Below are 17,372 nucleotides of genomic sequence, written 5' to 3'. Positions count from 1 at the left end.
GTGCGCGAACCGTGCAATCAGCGCTGTGAAGTGGTCCGTGCGTTACCTCTCCGCACACATCGCACTCTCCTCTTGCCTGGGACACGAAGATGTCGCGACATAGCGTTGCGAGCTGGTCACGCAATCGACTGTGTCAGCGACTCAGAGGAGATACGCCGATGCTGACGGACAATGCCCACGCCTGCACCCACCCACTCGCCTTCGTCCGCGCCCAGCGGGGGTGGTCCTACCAACGGCTGGCACGCGTCGTCGCGCGGCGTGCCCGAGACCTCGGCGTCGCGAACATGGCCGCGGAACGGCAGAAGGTCTGGCGCTGGGAACACCGCGGGGTGGTGCCGGACCGGGTCTCCCAGCTGGCCCTCGCCGCCGAGCTCGGCGTCCCGGCCGACCGGCTCGAGTCGCATCCCTGGCCGGCGTGGCTCCCGACGGGCGACGCCGTCCGCACCGAGTACCCGTGGTCGTCCACCGGCAGCGTCACCGCGCTGATGGACGTCGTCGAGGACGCGCTGACCGACCGGCGCGGCTTCCTGACCATCACCGGGCCGGGCGTCGCCGCGCTGTCGTCGGAGTGGCTCAGCCTGGAGCCGGCACGACTGCACGCGGCCCTCGCCGGCGGGCGGGTGGACGAGCAGATCGTCAACCGGATCGAGCACAACATCCCGGGCCTGCGGGTGATGGACGAGCGCCTCGGCGGCGAGAGTGTCCGCCGCCTCGTCGACGCCGAGCTGGGCGTCGTCGCCGAGCTGCTCGCGCGCGGCTCCTACACCGAGGCGATCGGCCGCCACCTGCACCTGGTGGCCGCCGAGCTTGCCCGCTTCGCCGGCTGGGTCTCCTTCGACTCCGGCTACCAGACGGCGGCGCAGCGGTACTGGGTGACCGCCCTGCACGCCGCGCACGCGGCCGGTGACCGGATGCTCGGCGCCAACGTCCTGAAGAACATGTCCCTGCAGTGCGTCGACTTCGCCCGCCCGCGGGAGGCCGTCGACCTGGCGGAGGCCGCCGTCGCCAGCGCCCGGCGCGCGGGCGGGCGGGTCGCGGCGATGCTGCAGATGCGCCGCGCCCGCGCCCACGCGGCGCTCGGCGAGTCCAGCCTGTGCGCGCAGGCCCTGGCCTGTGCCGAGGCGGCGTTCGTCGAGGCCCGCTCCGAGGACCCGGCCTGGTCGGCCTACTTCGACGACGCGGAGTACCAGGCGCAGGTCGGCAGCTGCTACATCGACCTCGGCCATCTCGTGCAGGCCGACCGGTGGCTGGAGCGGTCGCTGGCGATCCGCACCAACGAGCGGACCCGTGACCGGGCCACCTACATGCTGCGGCGGGCGGCTGTCCAGATGGACCTCGGCAACCTCGACGCCGGCTGCTCGATCGCCCGGGAGGCCCTGCCGATGCTGGAGTCGACCCGGTCGAAGCGCAACAGCCGGCGGGCCGACGAGCTCCGGCGCCGGCTGCGCCGACACTCGTCGGCCTCGTTCGCCCGGGAGCTGGACCAGGCCCTCGCCCGGATCGCCTGAGCGGTCCAGGCCCGGACGACCCGACCGTGGACGGGTCGTCCGCTGGCCCTGGCCGCCCTTCCCACTGGCCCGGCCGGCCTGTCCGCGGGCCCGGCTGGCCTGTCCGCGGGCCCGGCTGGCCTGTCCGCGGGCCCGGCTGGCCTGTCCGCGGGCCCGGCTGGCCTGTCCGCGGGCCCGGCTGGCCCGAGGTCAGCCCTCGGTGCCCGGGCGGTGCAGTCGACCGGCGGGCCGGGCCGGCGCGGCCAGTTCCGCCTCGGGGTCGATCGTCGCCGCGACCTGCGCCCCGTCCGGATCCGTCACGACCAGTGGGACGCCCGCGTCGGTCGACCGCTTCACCATGGCCAGCGCGATCGGGCCCAGCTCGTGGTGCATCTCGGACGAGCCGACGAAGCCGACGGCCCGCCCGCCCGCGGTGACCGCGCAGCCCGGGGCCGCGACCATGCCGTCCAGGTGCAGGAGCACCAGGCGGCGGGGCGGGCGGCCGAGGTTGTGCACCCGTGCCACGGTCTCCTGGCCGCGGTAGCAGCCCTTGTCGAGGTGAACGGCGTTCGTCAGCCAGCCGACCTCGTGCGGGATCGTGCGGTGGTCGGTCTCCCGGTTCAGCCGGGGCCGCCGGTCGGCTATCCGCAGCGCATCGAAGGCGCCCAGGCCGGCGGGGGTGGTGCCGGCGGCCCGCAGCCGGTCGGCGGTGGCGGCGAGGTCGGCACGGGGCACGAGCAGGTCCAGGCCGTACGGCATCCGCCGCAGCAGCGGGCGCTGGCCCTCGCCCGCGGCCCCGGCCTGGCCGACCGGGTAGGGGCCGGTGGTCACCGCACCGGCACCCGTGGCCGTGCCGGCTCCGCCCCCGGCAGCGGGGACGGCACCGGCGCCGAACACGGCGGCGGCGACCTCGTCCGCCCGCGGCCCGACCAGCGAGAGCACGGCGACGCCGTCGGTCACCTCGATCGGCTCGACGCGGAGCATGAACTGCATCGACCTCAGGAACGACAGCAGCCGCCCGGAGGTGGTGGGCTCGACGTCGATCCAGACGGCCGCGCCGTCGTCCGCGAGCACGAGGTGGTGTTCGACGTGGCCGTGCGGGGAGAGCACCAGCGCCTCGGTACCGCGCATCGGGGCGAGCTGGGACAGGTGCTGGGAGGTGATGCTGTGCAGCCAGCTCAGCCGGTCCGGGCCGGTGATCCGCACCACCTCGCGGTTGGAACGGTCGACCAGCGCGGCCCCGGTCGTGGCCAGGCGCTGCTCGCGCAGCGGGTCGCCGTAATGGGCCGCGACCGGGGCATCCGGCTCGGCGGCGGCGACGGCGCCCGGCCACCCGAGCAGCGGGGAGGGGGCCGGAGCGGTGCGGAGGGCCTCGGTGTCGGTGCTCATGACCGGTTCAACGCCGGCCGAGGGCCAGGCACTCCGCACACCGGCCCGCCAGTGTCAGGTGGTCCATGTCGACCACGAAGCCGAGCTCGGCGCGCAGCTCGCCGACGATGCCGGCGAGCCGCTCCGGCGAGATCTCCTGGATTGCGCCGCACGCGCCGCAGACCAGGTGCACATGGGGATCAACTCCGGTGACATGGTAGGTCGGCGCGCCGTGCCCGAGATGTGCGTGGGAGACAAGCTCGAGCTCCTCGAGCAGGTCGAGGGTGCGGTACACGGTGGAGATGTTCACCGCGCTCGCCGTCTGCCGGACCTCGTGGACGATCGCCTCCGGAGTGGCGTGCCCGAGTTTCGCGACGGCCTCCAGCACGAGCTGCCGTTGCGGCGTGAGCCGGTGCCCGCTCGCGCGCAGCCGGGTGTGCCAGTTGTCGACGTCGGCCGCCATGAAGTGAGTCTAGGCCGTGCCGCGCGGTTGCCGTGCCATGCGGCTGCCGTTCGACCGGGCCACAACGGGCGACCGCGAACAGGCCGTGACGAGTGACGCGGGTGGCCCGCCGAAAAACAGATTGCGGCGCCCCCCATGGCGCGCGTAGCGTTCCCAGTACACGAGAAGGGAGGTGGTCCGCGCTTTGTATGCACATAGGACTCGTGAGGTGACTGTCCGCTAGCCGGTCTCGTGGTCCTCACCCTTGCCGGGTGGCCCTCGGGCACCGGCGCCGGCGAGAACCAGGCAGTTACCGGGCCCCCGGGTGCCGTCGATCAGTCCCGACGGCCCACTCCGCCTACCAGGCAGAGTGGAAACCCGGGGGTTTTGCGTTGCGGGACGACGCCGTGACACTGGCCGAGGACCGGCCCGAGCGGGCAGGATTCACCTATGCCGACGCTCGTCCTGCTCCGCCACGGCGAGAGCACGTGGAACCGTGAGAACCTGTTCACCGGCTGGGTGGACGTCGATCTTTCCGAGAAGGGCCTCAAGGAGGCGACGCGGGGCGGTGAGCTGCTCCGGGAGGTTGGGGTGCTGCCGGATGTCGTGCACACCTCACTGCTCACCCGGGCGATCCGCACCGCCTGGCTCGCCCTCGACGCCGCCGGGCGCGGCTGGGTGCCGGTGCGGCGCCACTGGCGGTTGAACGAACGGCACTACGGCGGCCTGCAGGGGCTGAACAAGGCCGAGACGCTGGAGAAGTTCGGCGAGGAGCAGTTCACGCTCTGGCGCCGCTCCTACGACACCCCGCCCCCGCCCATCGAGCCGGGCCAGGCCAGCGGCGTGGACGAGCGCTACGCCGACCTGGCTCCCGACGTCATCCCGCTGACCGAGTGCCTGCGGGACGTTGTGATCCGGATGTTGCCCTACTGGTATGACGCCATCGTCCCGGACCTGCGGGCCGGCCGGACGGTGCTGGTCGCCGCGCACGGCAACTCGCTGCGTGCGCTGGTCAAGCACCTGGACGGGATCTCCGACACGGACATCGCCGGCCTGAACATCCCGACCGGCATCCCGCTGCGCTACGAGCTCGGCGACGATCTGAAGGTGGTGGACTCGGGCTATCTGGACCCTGACGCGGCCGAGGCCGCCGCCGCCGCGGTCGCGGCGCAGGGAAAGAAGAAGTAGCGAACAGCAGAAGACAGAAGGCATCGGAGGGTTACGGAGCTGGCCCGCCCCTGGCTGGTCAGCTCAGCCTCGCTGACGGCCGGTTTCGGGTAGGCCGGTTTCGGTCAGGCCGGCTTCTCTCCGGTGACCAGGTAGATGACCCGGCGGGCCACCGACACGGCGTGGTCGGCGTACCGCTCGTAGTAGCGCCCGCAGAGGGTGATGTCGATCGCCGCCTCCATGCCGTGTGTCCAGGGCTTCTCGATCAGCACGTGGAACAGGGCGCGGTGCAGGCTGTCCATCGCGTCGTCGTCGGCCTCGAGCTCCTTGGCGAGCTCGGCGTCGCTGCTGGCGATCACCGATCCGGCCTTGGCGACGATGCGCTGGGCGACCTGGCCCATCTGCAGGATCGTGGAGTGCAGCTCCGGCGGGACCGCACGCCCGGGGTAGCGGCGGCGCGCGACCTTGGCCACGTGGAGGGCGAGGTCGCCCATCCGCTCCAGATCAGCCACGATGCGCAGAGTGGTGACCATCATCCGCAGGTCGGTCGCGACCGGCGCCTGGCGCGCCATCACATCGAACGCGCGCTCCTCGATCTCGTTGCGGAGCAGGTCGACGGTCTCGTCCGCGCTGATCACGTTCTCGGCCAGCTGCAGATCGGCGTCGAGGAGTGAGGTCGTGGCGCGGGCCATGGCGGAGGCAACCATGTTGGTCATCTCTATGAGTGACCGGTTGATGCTCTCCAGTTCTTCCTGAAAGACGTCCCGCACAGACAGCTCCTTACATCTCGGGGAGGTTCGGAGCACCATTCGATCACAGTCGTTCGGTGGTCCTCGGGGGTTGACGTCCGACGATGAAGCGCAGCCGTCGCCGCCCGGTGAACATCGACGATAGGCCGGATGAACAGCTGGCGACCATCGGCGGTGAAACATTGCGTGGCAAAGCGCGGACGACCTGGTGGGGCCTAGCATTCGGCACGTGGCGGACAGGTCGGGTGTTGTGCTGACTCCTGGTCATCTTTCGTTTCCCGGTGGTTGTGCTGCCGGTGACCGGTCGGGCACCCCCCATAGTGCTGCCCGTCACTGTGAAACGGTCGTGGCGTGGGGTGGCGCAGCGGCGAGGCAGGCCGGCACGGCGAAACGGACCGGCACGGATCGGACCGGCACGGATCTGGCCGGCGGGGAGCGGACACGGTGACCGCGCAGCGGCCTGACCAGGACCTGCATGACGACCAGGCGGAGGGGAGCGGCTCGGCTCCGGCATCGGGGCGCCGTATGGCGGCGGGGATGACCGGCCCGCACTCGCTGCCACCCGCGCTTGTCCGGCAGGTCATCGCGGGGCTGCCCTCCGGGCTGGTCGTGGTGGACACCGAGGACGTCGTCGTGCTGGTCAACTCGGCCGCGCGACGGATGGGCGTCGTGGACGGGGACCGGCTCGGCGTCATGGAGGTGGCGGACCTCGTCATCGCCTGCCGTCTGGCCGGTGCGGAGCGCAACCGCCAGCTCGATCTGCCGCCGGTGCCGGAACCGCCACTCACCAGGGCGCGACCGGACCAGACCACGCTCGCGGTGTGGGCCTACGCGCGGCCGCTCGGCGACAGTGGGTACGTCTCGGTGCTCCTCGACGACATCACCGACTCCCGGCGGGTCGAGGCCGTGCGGCGTGATTTCGTCGCCAATGTGAGCCACGAGCTCAAGACGCCCGTCGGAGCACTCCACATCCTCGCGGAGGCGGTGGGCGCGGCCAGCGAGGACCCTGTCGCGGTCCGCCGCTTCGCCTCGCGGATGACGCACGAGTCGGCCCGGCTGGCCCGCCTGGTCCAGGAGATCATCGACCTGTCCCGGCTGCAGGGCGCCGACCCCATGCCGGAGCTCGCGCCGGTGCCGGTGTCCGTCGTCCTCGCCGAGGCTGTCGACCGGAACCGCTTCAACGCCCAGGCCCAGGAGATCTCCGTAGCCGTCATCGGCGCAGGTGGGCTGCGGGTGCGCGGCGACGAGGGCCAGCTGGTGACCGCGGTCGCCAACCTGCTCGACAACGCGATCAGCTACTCACCCCGCGGTACCCGCGTCGTGCTCGGTGTCCGGCGGGTGGCGGAAACAATCGAGATCTCCGTCGCCGACGAAGGCATCGGCATTGCCGAGAAGGATCTCGAAAGGGTTTTCGAGCGTTTCTATCGGGCCGACCCGGCCCGTTCCCGGGCGACCGGCGGAACCGGTCTCGGTCTGGCGATCGTCAAGCACATCGCGACCAATCACGGTGGTTCGGTGAGTGTGTGGAGCGCGGAGGGCCGCGGCTCGACCTTCACGCTCCGGCTGCCGTCCGGCGTGGACGAGCCCGTGACCCGCGGCGGCGGCTCCGACCGTGCGGTGCGCGCTGACCGCTTCGGTAACGCTGATCGCGTCGGTAACAGTGATCGTGCTGATTCGGGGTACAGCGGCGCCGCGGTGCTGGACACTGTGCGCGGACCGTCCGGGAGCAACCGGACGTCACAGACAGGTCGGCCGGCGGCGCCGGACGTCTCCTCGGCCGGTCGCGGCGGCGGCAGCAACGCGGGCTGACCTGACTGCCGGTTCCGGCCGGCCTTCTCGCGGTGGCCCCTGTTCCCGGCGCCGAGCCGTTCCGACGGCTGACGCCGCGCGGCGTGACACCGCGTGGCACGTCGATGTCGTCCCCGGAGATCCCGGTGGGCGAGGGAAAGCAAAGACAGGGAGCGTGACGGTGACCAGGCTGCTCGTGGTCGAGGACGAGGAGTCCTTCTCCGATGCGTTGTCGTTCATGTTGGAGCGGGAGGGCTTCGAGGTCGCGGTCGTCGGCGACGGGCCGAGCGCGCTGGCCGAGTTCGACCGCCGTGGTGCCGACCTCATCCTGCTCGACCTGATGCTGCCGGGCCTTTCCGGTACCGAGGTCTGCCGGACCCTGCGGGCCCGCTCGACCGTCCCGGTGATCATGCTCACCGCGCGGGACAGCGAGATCGACAAGGTGGTCGGCCTCGAGCTGGGCGCGGACGACTACGTCACCAAGCCGTTCTCGGCGCGCGAGCTCGTCGCGCGGATCCGCGCGGTGCTGCGACGCCGGGTCGAGACCGAGGAGGTCTCCGACACCACGCTGGAGGTCGGCCGGGTGCGGATGGACGTCGAGCGCCACGTCGTGACGGTCGACGGCGACCAGGTGGCGCTGCCGCTCAAGGAGTTCGAGCTGCTGGAGATGTTCCTGCGCAACGCCGGCCGGGTCCTCACCCGCGGACAGCTGATCGACCGGGTCTGGGGGTCGGACTACGTGGGAGACACCAAGACGCTGGACGTCCACGTGAAGCGGCTACGGACCAAGATCGAGGCGGAGCCGGGGGTGCCGCGCCATCTGGTGACCGTACGTGGGCTTGGTTACAAGTTCGAGCCCTGATCCCCTCCCTCTCCCGGGCGGTCGCGGCAGCGGCACTACCGTCGACGGATGCCCCGGAGCGGTCGGGATTCCGGGGCTGACCCGCTGCGCGGCGTACTGGTCACGGGACGCCGGCAAGGGCATACACAGGGGGTGACCAGCTCGGTGGCACAGGGTCGTGGGGCAGCAGGTCGTGGGGTGACGGGTCGAGGGGCAGCGGGTCGAGGGGCAGCGGATCGCAGCGGCGCCGCAGGTTGCAGCGGCGCCGCGGCCATGGCTGTCCGGGCAGGTGGTCGGCAGTGCGGTTGAGGCCCACCCTGATCCGCCGGGGTTCCGGCGCCGGTGACATCGACCTGCCCGAGCCCCCGGAACCGCGCTGGGGCGCGCCCGCGGCGGACGCCGAGATCCCGGCCGCGGCCGCGGTTCCGGCTGTGGTTCCGGTCGCGGTTCCGGTCGACTTTCCGGCCACGGCCCCCAAGCAGCCCGACGCGGTCGAGGCGGTCGAGGCGGGGCAGGTGGGGGAGTTGGACAGGACCAGCACGCGGGGGGCGTCCGCGCACACCCATGGCCCGATGCGACTCGGCGTCATCGACATCGGCTCGAACACCGTCCACCTGCTGGTGGTCGACGCGCACCGTGGTGGCCAGCCGCAGCCGGCCGCGAGCGTGCGGGTGCCGTTGCGGCTCGTCGAGCTGCTCGACAGCGAAGGCCGTCTGTCGGACAACGGTGAACGCGCGCTGACCGACTGCATCCACGAGCTGCGGACGCACGCCCAGGACCTGAATGTGGTCGACCTTGTGGCGTTCGCCACGTCGGCGGTCCGCGAGGCGCCGGACGGGGACGCCGTCCTCGCCCGCCTGCGGGCCGACACCGGGCTGTCGGTCACGGTGCTGCCGGGCGAGGCCGAGGCGCGCCTCACCTTCCTGGCGGTCCGCCGGTGGTTGGGCTGGAGCGCGGGACGCCTGCTCGCCCTCGACATCGGCGGCGGCTCGCTGGAGATCGGCGCCGGCATGCACGAGGACCCGGACGTCGTCGCCTCCCTACCGCTCGGCGCGAGCCGGCTGGCCAGGAACTGGCTGGGGGAGAACGACCCACCCAAACGGGCCGAGCTGAGCGAGCTGCGGCGCTACGTCCGCGCGCAGATCGCCCCGGTCGTCGGCTCGCTCTACAGCGTCGGGGAGCCGACCCGGGCCGTGGCGACGTCGAAGACGTTCCGCTCGCTGGCCCGGATCGCCGGCGCGGAGCCGTACGGGCGGGGCCCGTACGTGCGGCGGGTGCTGCGCCGGGCCGACCTGGTGGACGTCACCGCCCGGGTGTGCCGGATGTCGGTGGCGGAACGCGCGGCCCTGCCCGGGGTGTCGGTGTCGCGGGCCGGCCAGCTGATCGCCGGTGCCGTCGTCGCCTCCGAGGCCCTTGACCTGCTCAACCTGGACGAGGTGGAGATCTGCCCCTGGGCCCTGCGCGAGGGGGTGATCCTGCGTCGGCTCGACCTGCTGACGTCCGGCCTGGACGGCCCGCGAGCGCTCCCGCCGGTCGCGGGGGGATGACTCTCACCGACGGCGGTCCGCGGGGTATGGCCTAGCCTGGATGGAGGGACCGGTTCCTCACCGGTCCGGGGCGGGCCCCGTGCGGCGAGCCGTCCGGCAGCCTGCGCCCAGGTTCTGACAGGGAGTCGACGTGCAGCCACGCGGTGCCAGGAGGCGGTCGGCGCCGGTGGCACCGACGGCGGAGACAACCCCGCCGCCGGCGCCACCAGCCGGCCTCGTCACGCCACGGCAGGAGACCACGCCAGGTGTGACATCAGGTCCGACGCCAGGTGTTCCGACGCCAGGTGTTCCGACGTCAGGCATGTGGACGCCAGGTGGGCCACCAGGTGTGAGATCGGGTCCGGTGCCCGGCGGGTCGGCCGCCCGGCCGGGGCCCGGTGGGCTGATCGCGCTGTCCACGGCGTCCACGTACCCGGAGTCGACGGCCACCTCGTTCGAGATGGCGGCCCGGCTCGGCTACGACGGCGTCGAGATCATGGTCTGGACGGACCCGGTCAGCCAGGACCCGCAGGCGCTGCGGCGGCTCCGTGATTACCATGGCATCCCGATCCTGGCGATACACGCCCCGTGTCTGCTGTTGACGCAGCGGGTGTGGGGTACCGACCCGTGGGCCAAGCTGCAGCGTGCGCGCACCGTGGCGGAGGCCCTCGAGGCGCCCACGGTCGTCGTGCACCCGCCGTTCCGCTGGCAGCGGGACTACGCCCGCGAGTTCATCGCGGGCATCGAGCGGATGGCGGGGGAGACCGACGTCCGCTTCGCGGTGGAGAACATGTTCCCGCTGCGCGCGCGGGGCCGCGAGGTCTCGGCCTACGCGCCCGACTGGTCCCCCGTCGACGACGACTACCGCCACGTCACGCTCGACCTCTCCCACACCAGCGTCTCCCGGTCGGATGCGATCGCGATGGCGGACCACCTCGGCGACCGGCTCGCCCACATCCACATGGCCGACGGCACCGGGCTGGCCAAGGACGAGCACCTGGTCCCCGGCCGCGGCACGCAGCCGTGCGCCGCGCTGCTGGAGCGGCTCGCCGTGAACGGTTTCGACGGCACCGTCGTCGTCGAGATCAACACCCGCCGGGCGGAGTCGCGTGACCAGCGGGAGGCCGACCTCGCGGAGGCACTGGCCTTCACCCGGCTCAACCTGGCCGCCCCGGCCGGCGTCCCGTCGGCGACGTGACGCGGGCCGCCGGATAGGTCCACTATCGGTGCGTGAGTCCCGGATCACTCTTCGACCCGCTGGCCGACGCCTATGACCAGGCTCGGCCGAGCTATCCCGACCAGCTCTTCGTCGACCTGGAGATGCTGGCCGGGCGTCCCGTCGCCGGGGCCGGCGTCGTCGACGTCGGCGCCGGGACGGGGATAGCCACCCGTGCGATGCTCGCCCGCGGCGCCCAGGTCCTGCCCGTCGACCTGGGCCCGGTGATGCTCGACCGGCTGCGGCGGCACAGCCCCGATCTGCCCGTGGTCCGGGGGGACGGGGAGGCGCTGCCGCTGCGTGCCGCCTGCGCCGACCTGGTCACCTACGCCCAGGCCTGGCACTGGGTGGGGGTGCCCGCCGCCGCGGCGGAGGCGGCCCGGGTGCTGCGTCCGGGCGGCTCGCTCGCCGTGTGGTGGAACGACGTCGACGCCGAGGACTTCCACTGGTACCAGCGCCAGCAGGACAGGCTGGAGGCGATGAGCCCCGGCTACACCCGGGACTACCGCAGCCGTCCCTTCGCCGAGGAGCTGCGCTGGACCGGGCTGTTCGCCGAGGTTGTCACCGTGACCTGCCGGTGGTACCGGGAGATCGACCTCGACCGGTACGAGACGTGGCTGCGCTCGAAGTCGTTCGTCGCCGCGATCGGTGACCGGGTCGAGGACTTCCTCGCCGCCGAGCGCCGTTCGCTGCTGCGCTCCTTCCCGGACGGCCTGATCATCGAGCCCTTCCGCACGGTGCTGGTGGTCGCCCGGCTCCCCTGACGGCCGCGCTGCCTGCACTCGCCCGCCCGTGTCCGCCCGTGTCTGCCCGTGCCTGTGCCCGCCCGCGCCCGACCGCTGGTGGCCGCCAGATGTCGAGGTCCTGGCGTTCCGGTGTGGCGGTCTGGCAGGCACGTAGGTGAATGTCTGATAAAGGGCATCCGCTATCGTTTTGTGGGTTCGTGGGTTTCTGGCCGACTTGTCGGTCGTGACCTTGTCCGCGGATGGCGGGGCGGTCGACTCCTCCCCGGCCGTGGACGGACGACGGTCCAGGGATGGCCGGGTGCCCATGCCCGGTTCGCCGCGGTCTCCCTGGCTGGACGAGGAGACACGCGATCGTGAGAGCCGGTTCCCGGTCTGTGACCGACGGCCCGCCGGGCTCTGGGCGTCCTGGTGGCCGGCGCCGCGCTGTGCCCGAAATGTCTGGAGTATCCGGAGTGTCGCGGGTTCCCGGGGTGCCGGCGGCGAGGCGCGCGAGCGCCGCGGAGGCGACCGCCGCGGCGAAGTTCGCCTACAACCCGGCGCTCGACGGCCTGCGCGTCGTCTGCATCTTCATCATCCTCGCCGGCCACATGGGCGCGATCCGCGCCAGCAACGTCGCCGTGGACATGTTCTGCGTGCTGAGCGGCTTCCTGATCACCACCCTGCTGGTGGCCGAGCGGGCCCGGACGGGCACCGTCTCGATCGGGCGCTTCCTGGTGCGGCGGGCGTTCCGGCTGATGCCGGGGATGTGGTTCTACCTGCTCGTCGGCCTCGCCGTGACGGTCGTCTTCAAGTGGGACGACATCGCCTACCGCGACGAGTACGTCAAAAGCGCGCTGAGCGCCTTCTTCAACGTCAACAACTGGTACAAGGTCGCCCACCCGGAGGGCGGCGGCCGCTGGCTGGCCCACGTCTGGTCGCTGTCGATGGAGGAGCAGTTCTACCTGGTCTGGCCGTTCGCGTTCGTGCTGTTCGCACGGTCGGCACGACTGCGGCCCTACCTGCTCGTGTTCCTGATCGCGTCGATCGGCCTCGTCCTGGGCTGGACGTACGTCCTCGCCGTGAACGGCGCCCCGCGCACCCGGATCTACCTGGCGGCCGACACCCACATCGCGCCGCTGCTCATCGGTGCCCTGCTCGCGGTCTGGCGGGACAACCGCCTGCGGGCCCTTGCCGGCCCGGCCAGCCGGGACGACCCCGCCGCAGGGAAGCCCGGTACGGACGGGCAGAGCGCGGCGGCCGACCGCTCCGGTGGCGACCGGAGCCGCGGTGCCTCCTCCGCGGCCACCCGCGCCGCGGTCGGGCGCTGGACGACGGGCCGCCGGCTCGGCGCCCTCGGCCTGCCGGCCGCGATCGTGATGCTGCTCCTCTGTTTCCTTGGGCCGACCAAGGATGCGCACGACCCGAACTGGATCGACTACACCGCCTACGTGCCGACCGCCGTACTCGGCGCCATCCTGATCATCGGCGCCGACGTGAACCGGGACGCCACCTGGGTGCGCCTGCTCGGCCATCCGAAGATGGCCTGGCTCGGGAAGATGACCTACACCATCTACCTGTGGCACTACCCCTTCATCTCGGCCGCGGCCGGCCAGCTCGTGCCCCGGATCGGGCTGTGGCCAGCGGTTTTCGTCGCCGCCGTGGCCACCACCATCACCGCCTACGTGGTGAACCGCTTCGTCGAGAAGCCCATCCAGGCCCGCCGGCCGAAGTGGTCGGACACCCCGCGCGGCCCGGTGCGTCCCGCCGCCGACGAGGCTGCCCGCCCGCCCGTCAGCCTCGGTGACGGCGACCGGCCGGGCCGGGACGACCTGCCGGACCTGCCGGACCTGCCGGACCTGTCAGACCTGCCGGATCAGAGGGAGCCGCGCCAACCGGAGCCGGTGGGCACGCAGTCCTGGGCCGAGGCGGACGTCGACTGGGTGGATGAGGGCTACCCCCTGCGCGATCGGGATCCCCGCCAGGTGCCGCCGCAGGCCGACCGCCGCGACCGGGTGGGCGCGCCCGGTGCCACCGGCTTCGGCGGGCCGCGTCCCGGCTCGGTCACCTACGACCGCCCGGACGGTCCACCGGTGTACGAGCACGGGCCCGCCGTGGGCTCCGGTCGCCCGGGCAGCTGGAGTGAGCCGACACCCGTGCCGGACTGGGCCGCCTACCCGGCGCTGCACCGCGGGCCGGACACCCGCGTCGGCGTCGGCGCGACCCCGGCTCCGGCCGACCCGCGGGCGGCCGGAGCCACCATGGTCGGCGAGACCATGAACCTGCGCCTGCCCGCGATCGCCGACCCCGGCGCCGAGGCAGGGCGCCGCCCGAGCCCGCCTCCCGGGCACGAGCCCGGCCGCCCGGCAGCCGAGTCCGACCCGCTGTTCGGGCCGATGCCCGGCGCGGGCGAGAGCTGGTAGGGACGCTGGAGGAACGCGCGGGTCGGGGAGGTCGTAACCTGCACCGGCGGCGCCGCTGCCCGGCTGGCAGGTGGCGGGCGGTGGAGCTGAGGGAGTGATCTGTGCAGGGCAGGAGCGTTCTCGCGATCGTCGGGGTGGGTCGGCTCGGCGGCGCGCTGCTGTCCGGCCTGCTGCGGGCCGGGCGGACGCCGTCCGACGTGCTTGCGGCGGAGCGGGACGAGCGGCGGGCCGCCCAGATCGCCGCGTCGTTCGGGGTGAAGGTGGTCGACCCGCCGGCCGCGGTGGCCGAGGCCGAGGTCGTCGTCCTGGCCGTCAAGCCGCAGGACATGGGTTCCGTGCTGGCGGAGATCCGCGACCATGTGCGGCCCGGGGCGCTGGTCGTCTCGGTGGCCGCCGGCGTGACGTCCGCCTTCGTCGCCGAGCGGATGCCGCCGGGGACCGCCGTCGTGCGGGTCATGACGAACACCCCGCTGCTCGTGGACGAGGCGATGTCGGCCCTGTGCGCCGGCCCGGGGGCCGGCGACGAGCACCTCGCCACCGTCGAGGAGATGCTGCGCCCGGTCGGGCGGGTCGTGCGGGTGAGCGAGGCCCAGCTCGACGCGGTCACGGCACTCTCCGGCAGCGGCCCGGCCTACTTCTTCTACCTGATCGAGGCGATGATCGAGGGCGGGGTGCTGCTGGGACTCCCGCGGGCACTCGCGGCCGAGCTGGTGGTGCAGACCGCCGCCGGCTCCGCGCGGATGCTGCGCGACGCGCCCGGTCCCAGCGGTGCGGGTGGTCCCGGTGGTCCCGGTGGTCCCGGTGGTGCGGGCGGTGCGGGCGGTGCCGGTGGTGCTGGTGGGGGCGAGCATCCGTCCCTGCTGCGCGAGGCGGTCACCTCGCCGGGCGGCACCACGATCGCGGCGCTGCGCCAGCTGGACCGGGGCGGTGTCCGGGCGGCGGTCCTGGACGCGGTGGAGGCGGCGTGCGCCCGCTCCCGCGAGCTCGGCGCCTCCTGACATGTGCCAGCTCGGCATCGACGTCCGCTGCGAAGGTGCACCGGTTGCCGGGCAGCAGGGTTCCGGCGGGTAGGCTCGCTCGGAAAAACTTCGTCAACAGATCGGTCGGGTTCGTGGGTTCAGTAATCAAGAAGCGTCGCAAGCGTATGGCCAAGAAGAAGCACCGCAAGCTGCTCAAGCGCACACGGGTTCAGCGCCGCAACAAGAAGTAGCGGGCCGCGGGCGGCGGGGGCGGGCGAGTACCGGGTGCCGGGTGATGCCGGGTGCCGGTCACCGCCGACGCCGCCGGCCGCTGCTGCGCGGAATGTTCTGATCGTCGGGCTCGACCTCGTCCTGCGGGTGCCCGCGCACCCTCCATGTAACATCTCCGTTTCACTCTGTGTGCTCCTTCGTGCTTGCTCCGTGACTGTATGGCACGCTGGTCGGGTGGCCGGCAACGGCGCCGGCCAGGCACAGGGGGTTCGATGGCCAGCGCGTGGATCACATTCATGTCGGACTACGGGGTGGACGGCGCCTGCGTCGGCGTCTGCCACGGCATCATCGCCAGGCACGCGCCGGAGGCCAGGGTCCTCGACCTGTGCCACTCGATCGAGCCGCAGGACGTCGGCCAGGCCGCGGTGACCCTCGTCGGTGCCATCGGCTACCTCCCGTCCGGCATTCATCTGGTCGTGGTCGAGCAGCTCGACGCCAGCGGCTACACCCGCGGCATCGTCGTCCGCTCCGCGGACGGATCGCTGTTCGTCGTGCCGGACAACGGCGTCGCCTCGCTCGGCTGGGAGCTTCTCGGCGGGACCGAGGAGGCCTACGAGATCTCCAACCCGGACCTGTGGCTGCCGCTGCCGACCGCGGTGTTCCGCGGCCGCGACGTGTACGCGCCGGTCGCCGCACGGCTCGCCACCGGGCTCTCCCCGGCGGACGTCGGCCCGCGGCTCGACGTCGCCGAGCTCGTCTCGGTCGAGCCGCGCACCTGCCGGGTGGACGACGACCACGTCCACGGCGAGGTGGTGTCGGTGGACCACTTCGGGAATCTTTCCCTGAACATGACCCGCGCCGAGCTCGAGGCGGCCGGCATCCTGCTCGGCGACCGCGTCGAGGTGCGGGCCGACGCGCGGCTCAACACGATGCCCTTCGCCCACACCTACGGCGAGGTCGGCGCCGGCGAGCTGGCGCTCTGCGAGGACGCCCTGCGCCAGGTCATGATCGCGGTGAACTGCGGGCGGGCGGCGGAGGTGCTCCGGCTGCGGCGCGGAGACGCCGTCGTGGTCGCGCAGGTGCCCCGCACCGGCCCGCGGACGGCCACCGCCGTCGCCGGCGGCGCGAGGCCTGCGGTGAGGTCCCAGGCGGTCCAGCGGTTCTGACATCCGTGGGTGCAGGGGGGTGGTTCGGGCACCTCGATCGGCCTTCGGCTACGCTAAGTAGCGCTTCGGGTGGTTGGATGTGACGCTGTGCAGCTAAGAGGGTCGCGCGCGGCGTACGATGACCCGCAGGGCCAGCCGCTGGCCGACCTCGGAGAGTTCTGCGCGGGAGGTGTCCATGAGGCCACGTCGCGTGCTTGTGACGGGGGTGTCGCGTCCCCTGGGAGCTCAGGTCGCGGCGGCGCTCGCCGCTGACCCGGAGATCGTCGACATCGTCGGGGTCGACACGATCGCCCCGACGGAGGATCTCGGGCGCACCCAGTTCGTCCGGGTGGACATCCGCAACCCGCTGATCGCGAAGGTGGTCTCGACCGCGGAGATCGACACCGTGCTGCACCTGAGCGTGCTGGCGACACCGCTCGGCGCCGGCGGGCGGACGGCGATGAAGGAGATCAACGTCATCGGGACGATGCAGCTCCTCGCCGCCTGCCAGAAGGCCCCCGGGGTCCGCAAGCTGGTGGTCAAGTCGACGACGTCCATCTACGGCTCGTCGCCGCGGGACCCGGCGCTGTTCACCGAGGAGATGGAGCCGCGCGGACTCCCCGGCGGTGGGTACGCGAAGGACGCCGTCGAGGTCGAGGGGTACGTCCGTGGCTTCGGGCGGCGGCGTCCCGACATCGCGGTGACAGTGCTGCGGCTGGCGAACGTGCTGGGCCCCGGCGTCGACACACCGCTTGCCCGGTATCTCGACCTGCCGGTGGTGCCCACCGTTCTCGGATTCGACCCGCGCATCCAGCTTCTGCACGCCGACGATGCGATGGCCGTCCTGCTGAAGGCCGCCGGCGAGGACCATGCCGGGACATTCAACGTGGCGGGCGACGGTGTCCTGCTGTTGTCCCAGGCGATCCGGCGGGCCGGTCGACCGCCGCTGCCGGTCCCCTTCCCGGCCGTCGGCTCGCTGGGCAACATCGCGCGCCGGCTGCGGCTTGTCGACTTCTCCTCCGAACAGCTGGGCTTCCTCGCGCACGGGCGCGCGGTGGACACCACCAGGCTCAAGGAGGTTTTCGGGTACGTTCCGCGGTATTCGACCGTCGCGACGTTCGACAGTTTCGTGCGGCACCGGCAGTTGCGGTTCACCATTGACCACGACCTGGTCACACGGGTGGAGCACGGCCTGCGCGGCGCGCTCGCCGGTCGCCGGTCCGCCGGGGCGTCCTGATGGGCGGCCAGCCCGGAGGGCCGGGGAGAGAGGCCGATGTGCCGATGCCGCCGCAGGGACGTACCGGCCCG

At 72.6% G+C, this 17,372-nt stretch carries 15 protein-coding genes; 12 read left to right on the top strand and 3 right to left on the bottom strand.

All coding sequences use genetic code 11. The features are described from left to right. The first annotated feature begins 158 nt into the window (after positions 1-158). Positions 159-1,508: a hypothetical protein gene (locus B207_RS0121015; protein WP_018638568.1), complete on the top strand. Its 1,350-nt coding sequence runs from the start codon at positions 159-161 to the stop codon at positions 1,506-1,508. A gap of 189 nt (positions 1,509-1,697) precedes the next feature. Here the strand turns inward: B207_RS0121015 and ygfZ are convergent, their stop codons facing one another. Then, complete coding sequence (gene ygfZ / locus B207_RS0121010) at positions 1,698-2,876, bottom strand: CAF17-like 4Fe-4S cluster assembly/insertion protein YgfZ (RefSeq protein WP_026311280.1); 1,179 nt, start codon at positions 2,874-2,876, stop codon at positions 1,698-1,700. Positions 2,877-2,883: 7 nt separating this feature from the next. Beyond that, the gene (locus B207_RS0121005) at positions 2,884-3,318 is read right to left on the bottom strand and encodes a Fur family transcriptional regulator (RefSeq protein WP_018638566.1); all 435 of its coding nucleotides are present in this window, start codon (positions 3,316-3,318) and stop codon (positions 2,884-2,886) included. Positions 3,319-3,747: 429 nt separating this feature from the next. Here B207_RS0121005 and B207_RS0121000 point away from each other — a divergent pair, with 429 nt between their 5' ends. Continuing rightward, positions 3,748-4,485 (top strand): phosphoglyceromutase, encoded by a 738-nt coding sequence (locus B207_RS0121000; RefSeq protein ID WP_018638565.1) that lies wholly within the window; start codon positions 3,748-3,750, stop codon positions 4,483-4,485. A 104-nt stretch (positions 4,486-4,589) separates the two neighbouring features. Here the strand turns inward: B207_RS0121000 and phoU are convergent, their stop codons facing one another. Next, positions 4,590-5,234: a phosphate signaling complex protein PhoU gene (gene phoU, locus B207_RS0120995; protein WP_018638564.1), complete on the bottom strand. Its 645-nt coding sequence runs from the start codon at positions 5,232-5,234 to the stop codon at positions 4,590-4,592. A gap of 423 nt (positions 5,235-5,657) precedes the next feature. On the opposite strand from phoU, the gene B207_RS0120990 reads away from it, so the two are divergent. The 10 genes from B207_RS0120990 to B207_RS0120950 all read left to right on the top strand — a co-directional run bounded on the left by B207_RS0120990 (position 5,658) and on the right by B207_RS0120950 (position 17,301). Then, positions 5,658-7,022 carry a sensor histidine kinase gene (locus B207_RS0120990; protein ID WP_407671441.1) on the top strand — a complete coding sequence of 455 codons (1,365 nt, stop codon included), beginning with the start codon at positions 5,658-5,660 and terminating at the stop codon, positions 7,020-7,022. Between the two features lie 160 nt (positions 7,023-7,182). Beyond that, on the top strand, positions 7,183-7,863 hold the full coding sequence (locus B207_RS0120985; RefSeq protein ID WP_026311279.1) for a response regulator transcription factor: 681 nt from the start codon (positions 7,183-7,185) through the stop codon (positions 7,861-7,863). A gap of 278 nt (positions 7,864-8,141) precedes the next feature. Continuing rightward, positions 8,142-9,389, top strand: a complete 1,248-nt coding sequence (locus tag B207_RS34785; RefSeq protein ID WP_018638561.1) for a Ppx/GppA phosphatase family protein — start codon at positions 8,142-8,144, stop codon at positions 9,387-9,389. 301 nt (positions 9,390-9,690) lie between these two features. Next, positions 9,691-10,566 carry a sugar phosphate isomerase/epimerase family protein gene (locus B207_RS0120975; protein WP_407671440.1) on the top strand — a complete coding sequence of 292 codons (876 nt, stop codon included), beginning with the start codon at positions 9,691-9,693 and terminating at the stop codon, positions 10,564-10,566. 32 nt (positions 10,567-10,598) lie between these two features. Further along, positions 10,599-11,348, top strand: a complete 750-nt coding sequence (locus B207_RS0120970; RefSeq protein ID WP_018638559.1) for a class I SAM-dependent methyltransferase — start codon at positions 10,599-10,601, stop codon at positions 11,346-11,348. Between the two features lie 452 nt (positions 11,349-11,800). Continuing rightward, entirely contained in the window at positions 11,801-13,729 is a 1,929-nt protein-coding gene (locus B207_RS0120965; RefSeq protein ID WP_230205139.1) for an acyltransferase family protein, read from the top strand. Positions 13,730-13,830: 101 nt separating this feature from the next. Further along, on the top strand, positions 13,831-14,727 hold the full coding sequence (proC, locus tag B207_RS0120960; RefSeq protein WP_018638557.1) for a pyrroline-5-carboxylate reductase: 897 nt from the start codon (positions 13,831-13,833) through the stop codon (positions 14,725-14,727). A gap of 113 nt (positions 14,728-14,840) precedes the next feature. Then, on the top strand, positions 14,841-14,939 hold the full coding sequence (locus tag B207_RS38625) for a 30S ribosomal protein bS22 (RefSeq protein ID WP_003948845.1): 99 nt from the start codon (positions 14,841-14,843) through the stop codon (positions 14,937-14,939). Positions 14,940-15,215: 276 nt separating this feature from the next. Further along, the gene (locus B207_RS0120955; protein WP_018638556.1) at positions 15,216-16,085 is read left to right on the top strand and encodes an SAM hydrolase/SAM-dependent halogenase family protein; all 870 of its coding nucleotides are present in this window, start codon (positions 15,216-15,218) and stop codon (positions 16,083-16,085) included. A 175-nt stretch (positions 16,086-16,260) separates the two neighbouring features. Next, entirely contained in the window at positions 16,261-17,301 is a 1,041-nt protein-coding gene (locus tag B207_RS0120950; RefSeq protein WP_026311278.1) for an NAD-dependent epimerase/dehydratase family protein, read from the top strand. Positions 17,302-17,372 lie beyond the last annotated feature (71 nt).

Source organism: Parafrankia elaeagni (assembly GCF_000374165.1).
Lineage (GTDB): Bacteria > Actinomycetota > Actinomycetes > Frankiales > Frankiaceae > Parafrankia > Parafrankia elaeagni.
The sequence above is the reverse complement of the archived record's forward strand: the minus strand, read 5'-3'. Positions and strand labels throughout refer to the sequence as shown.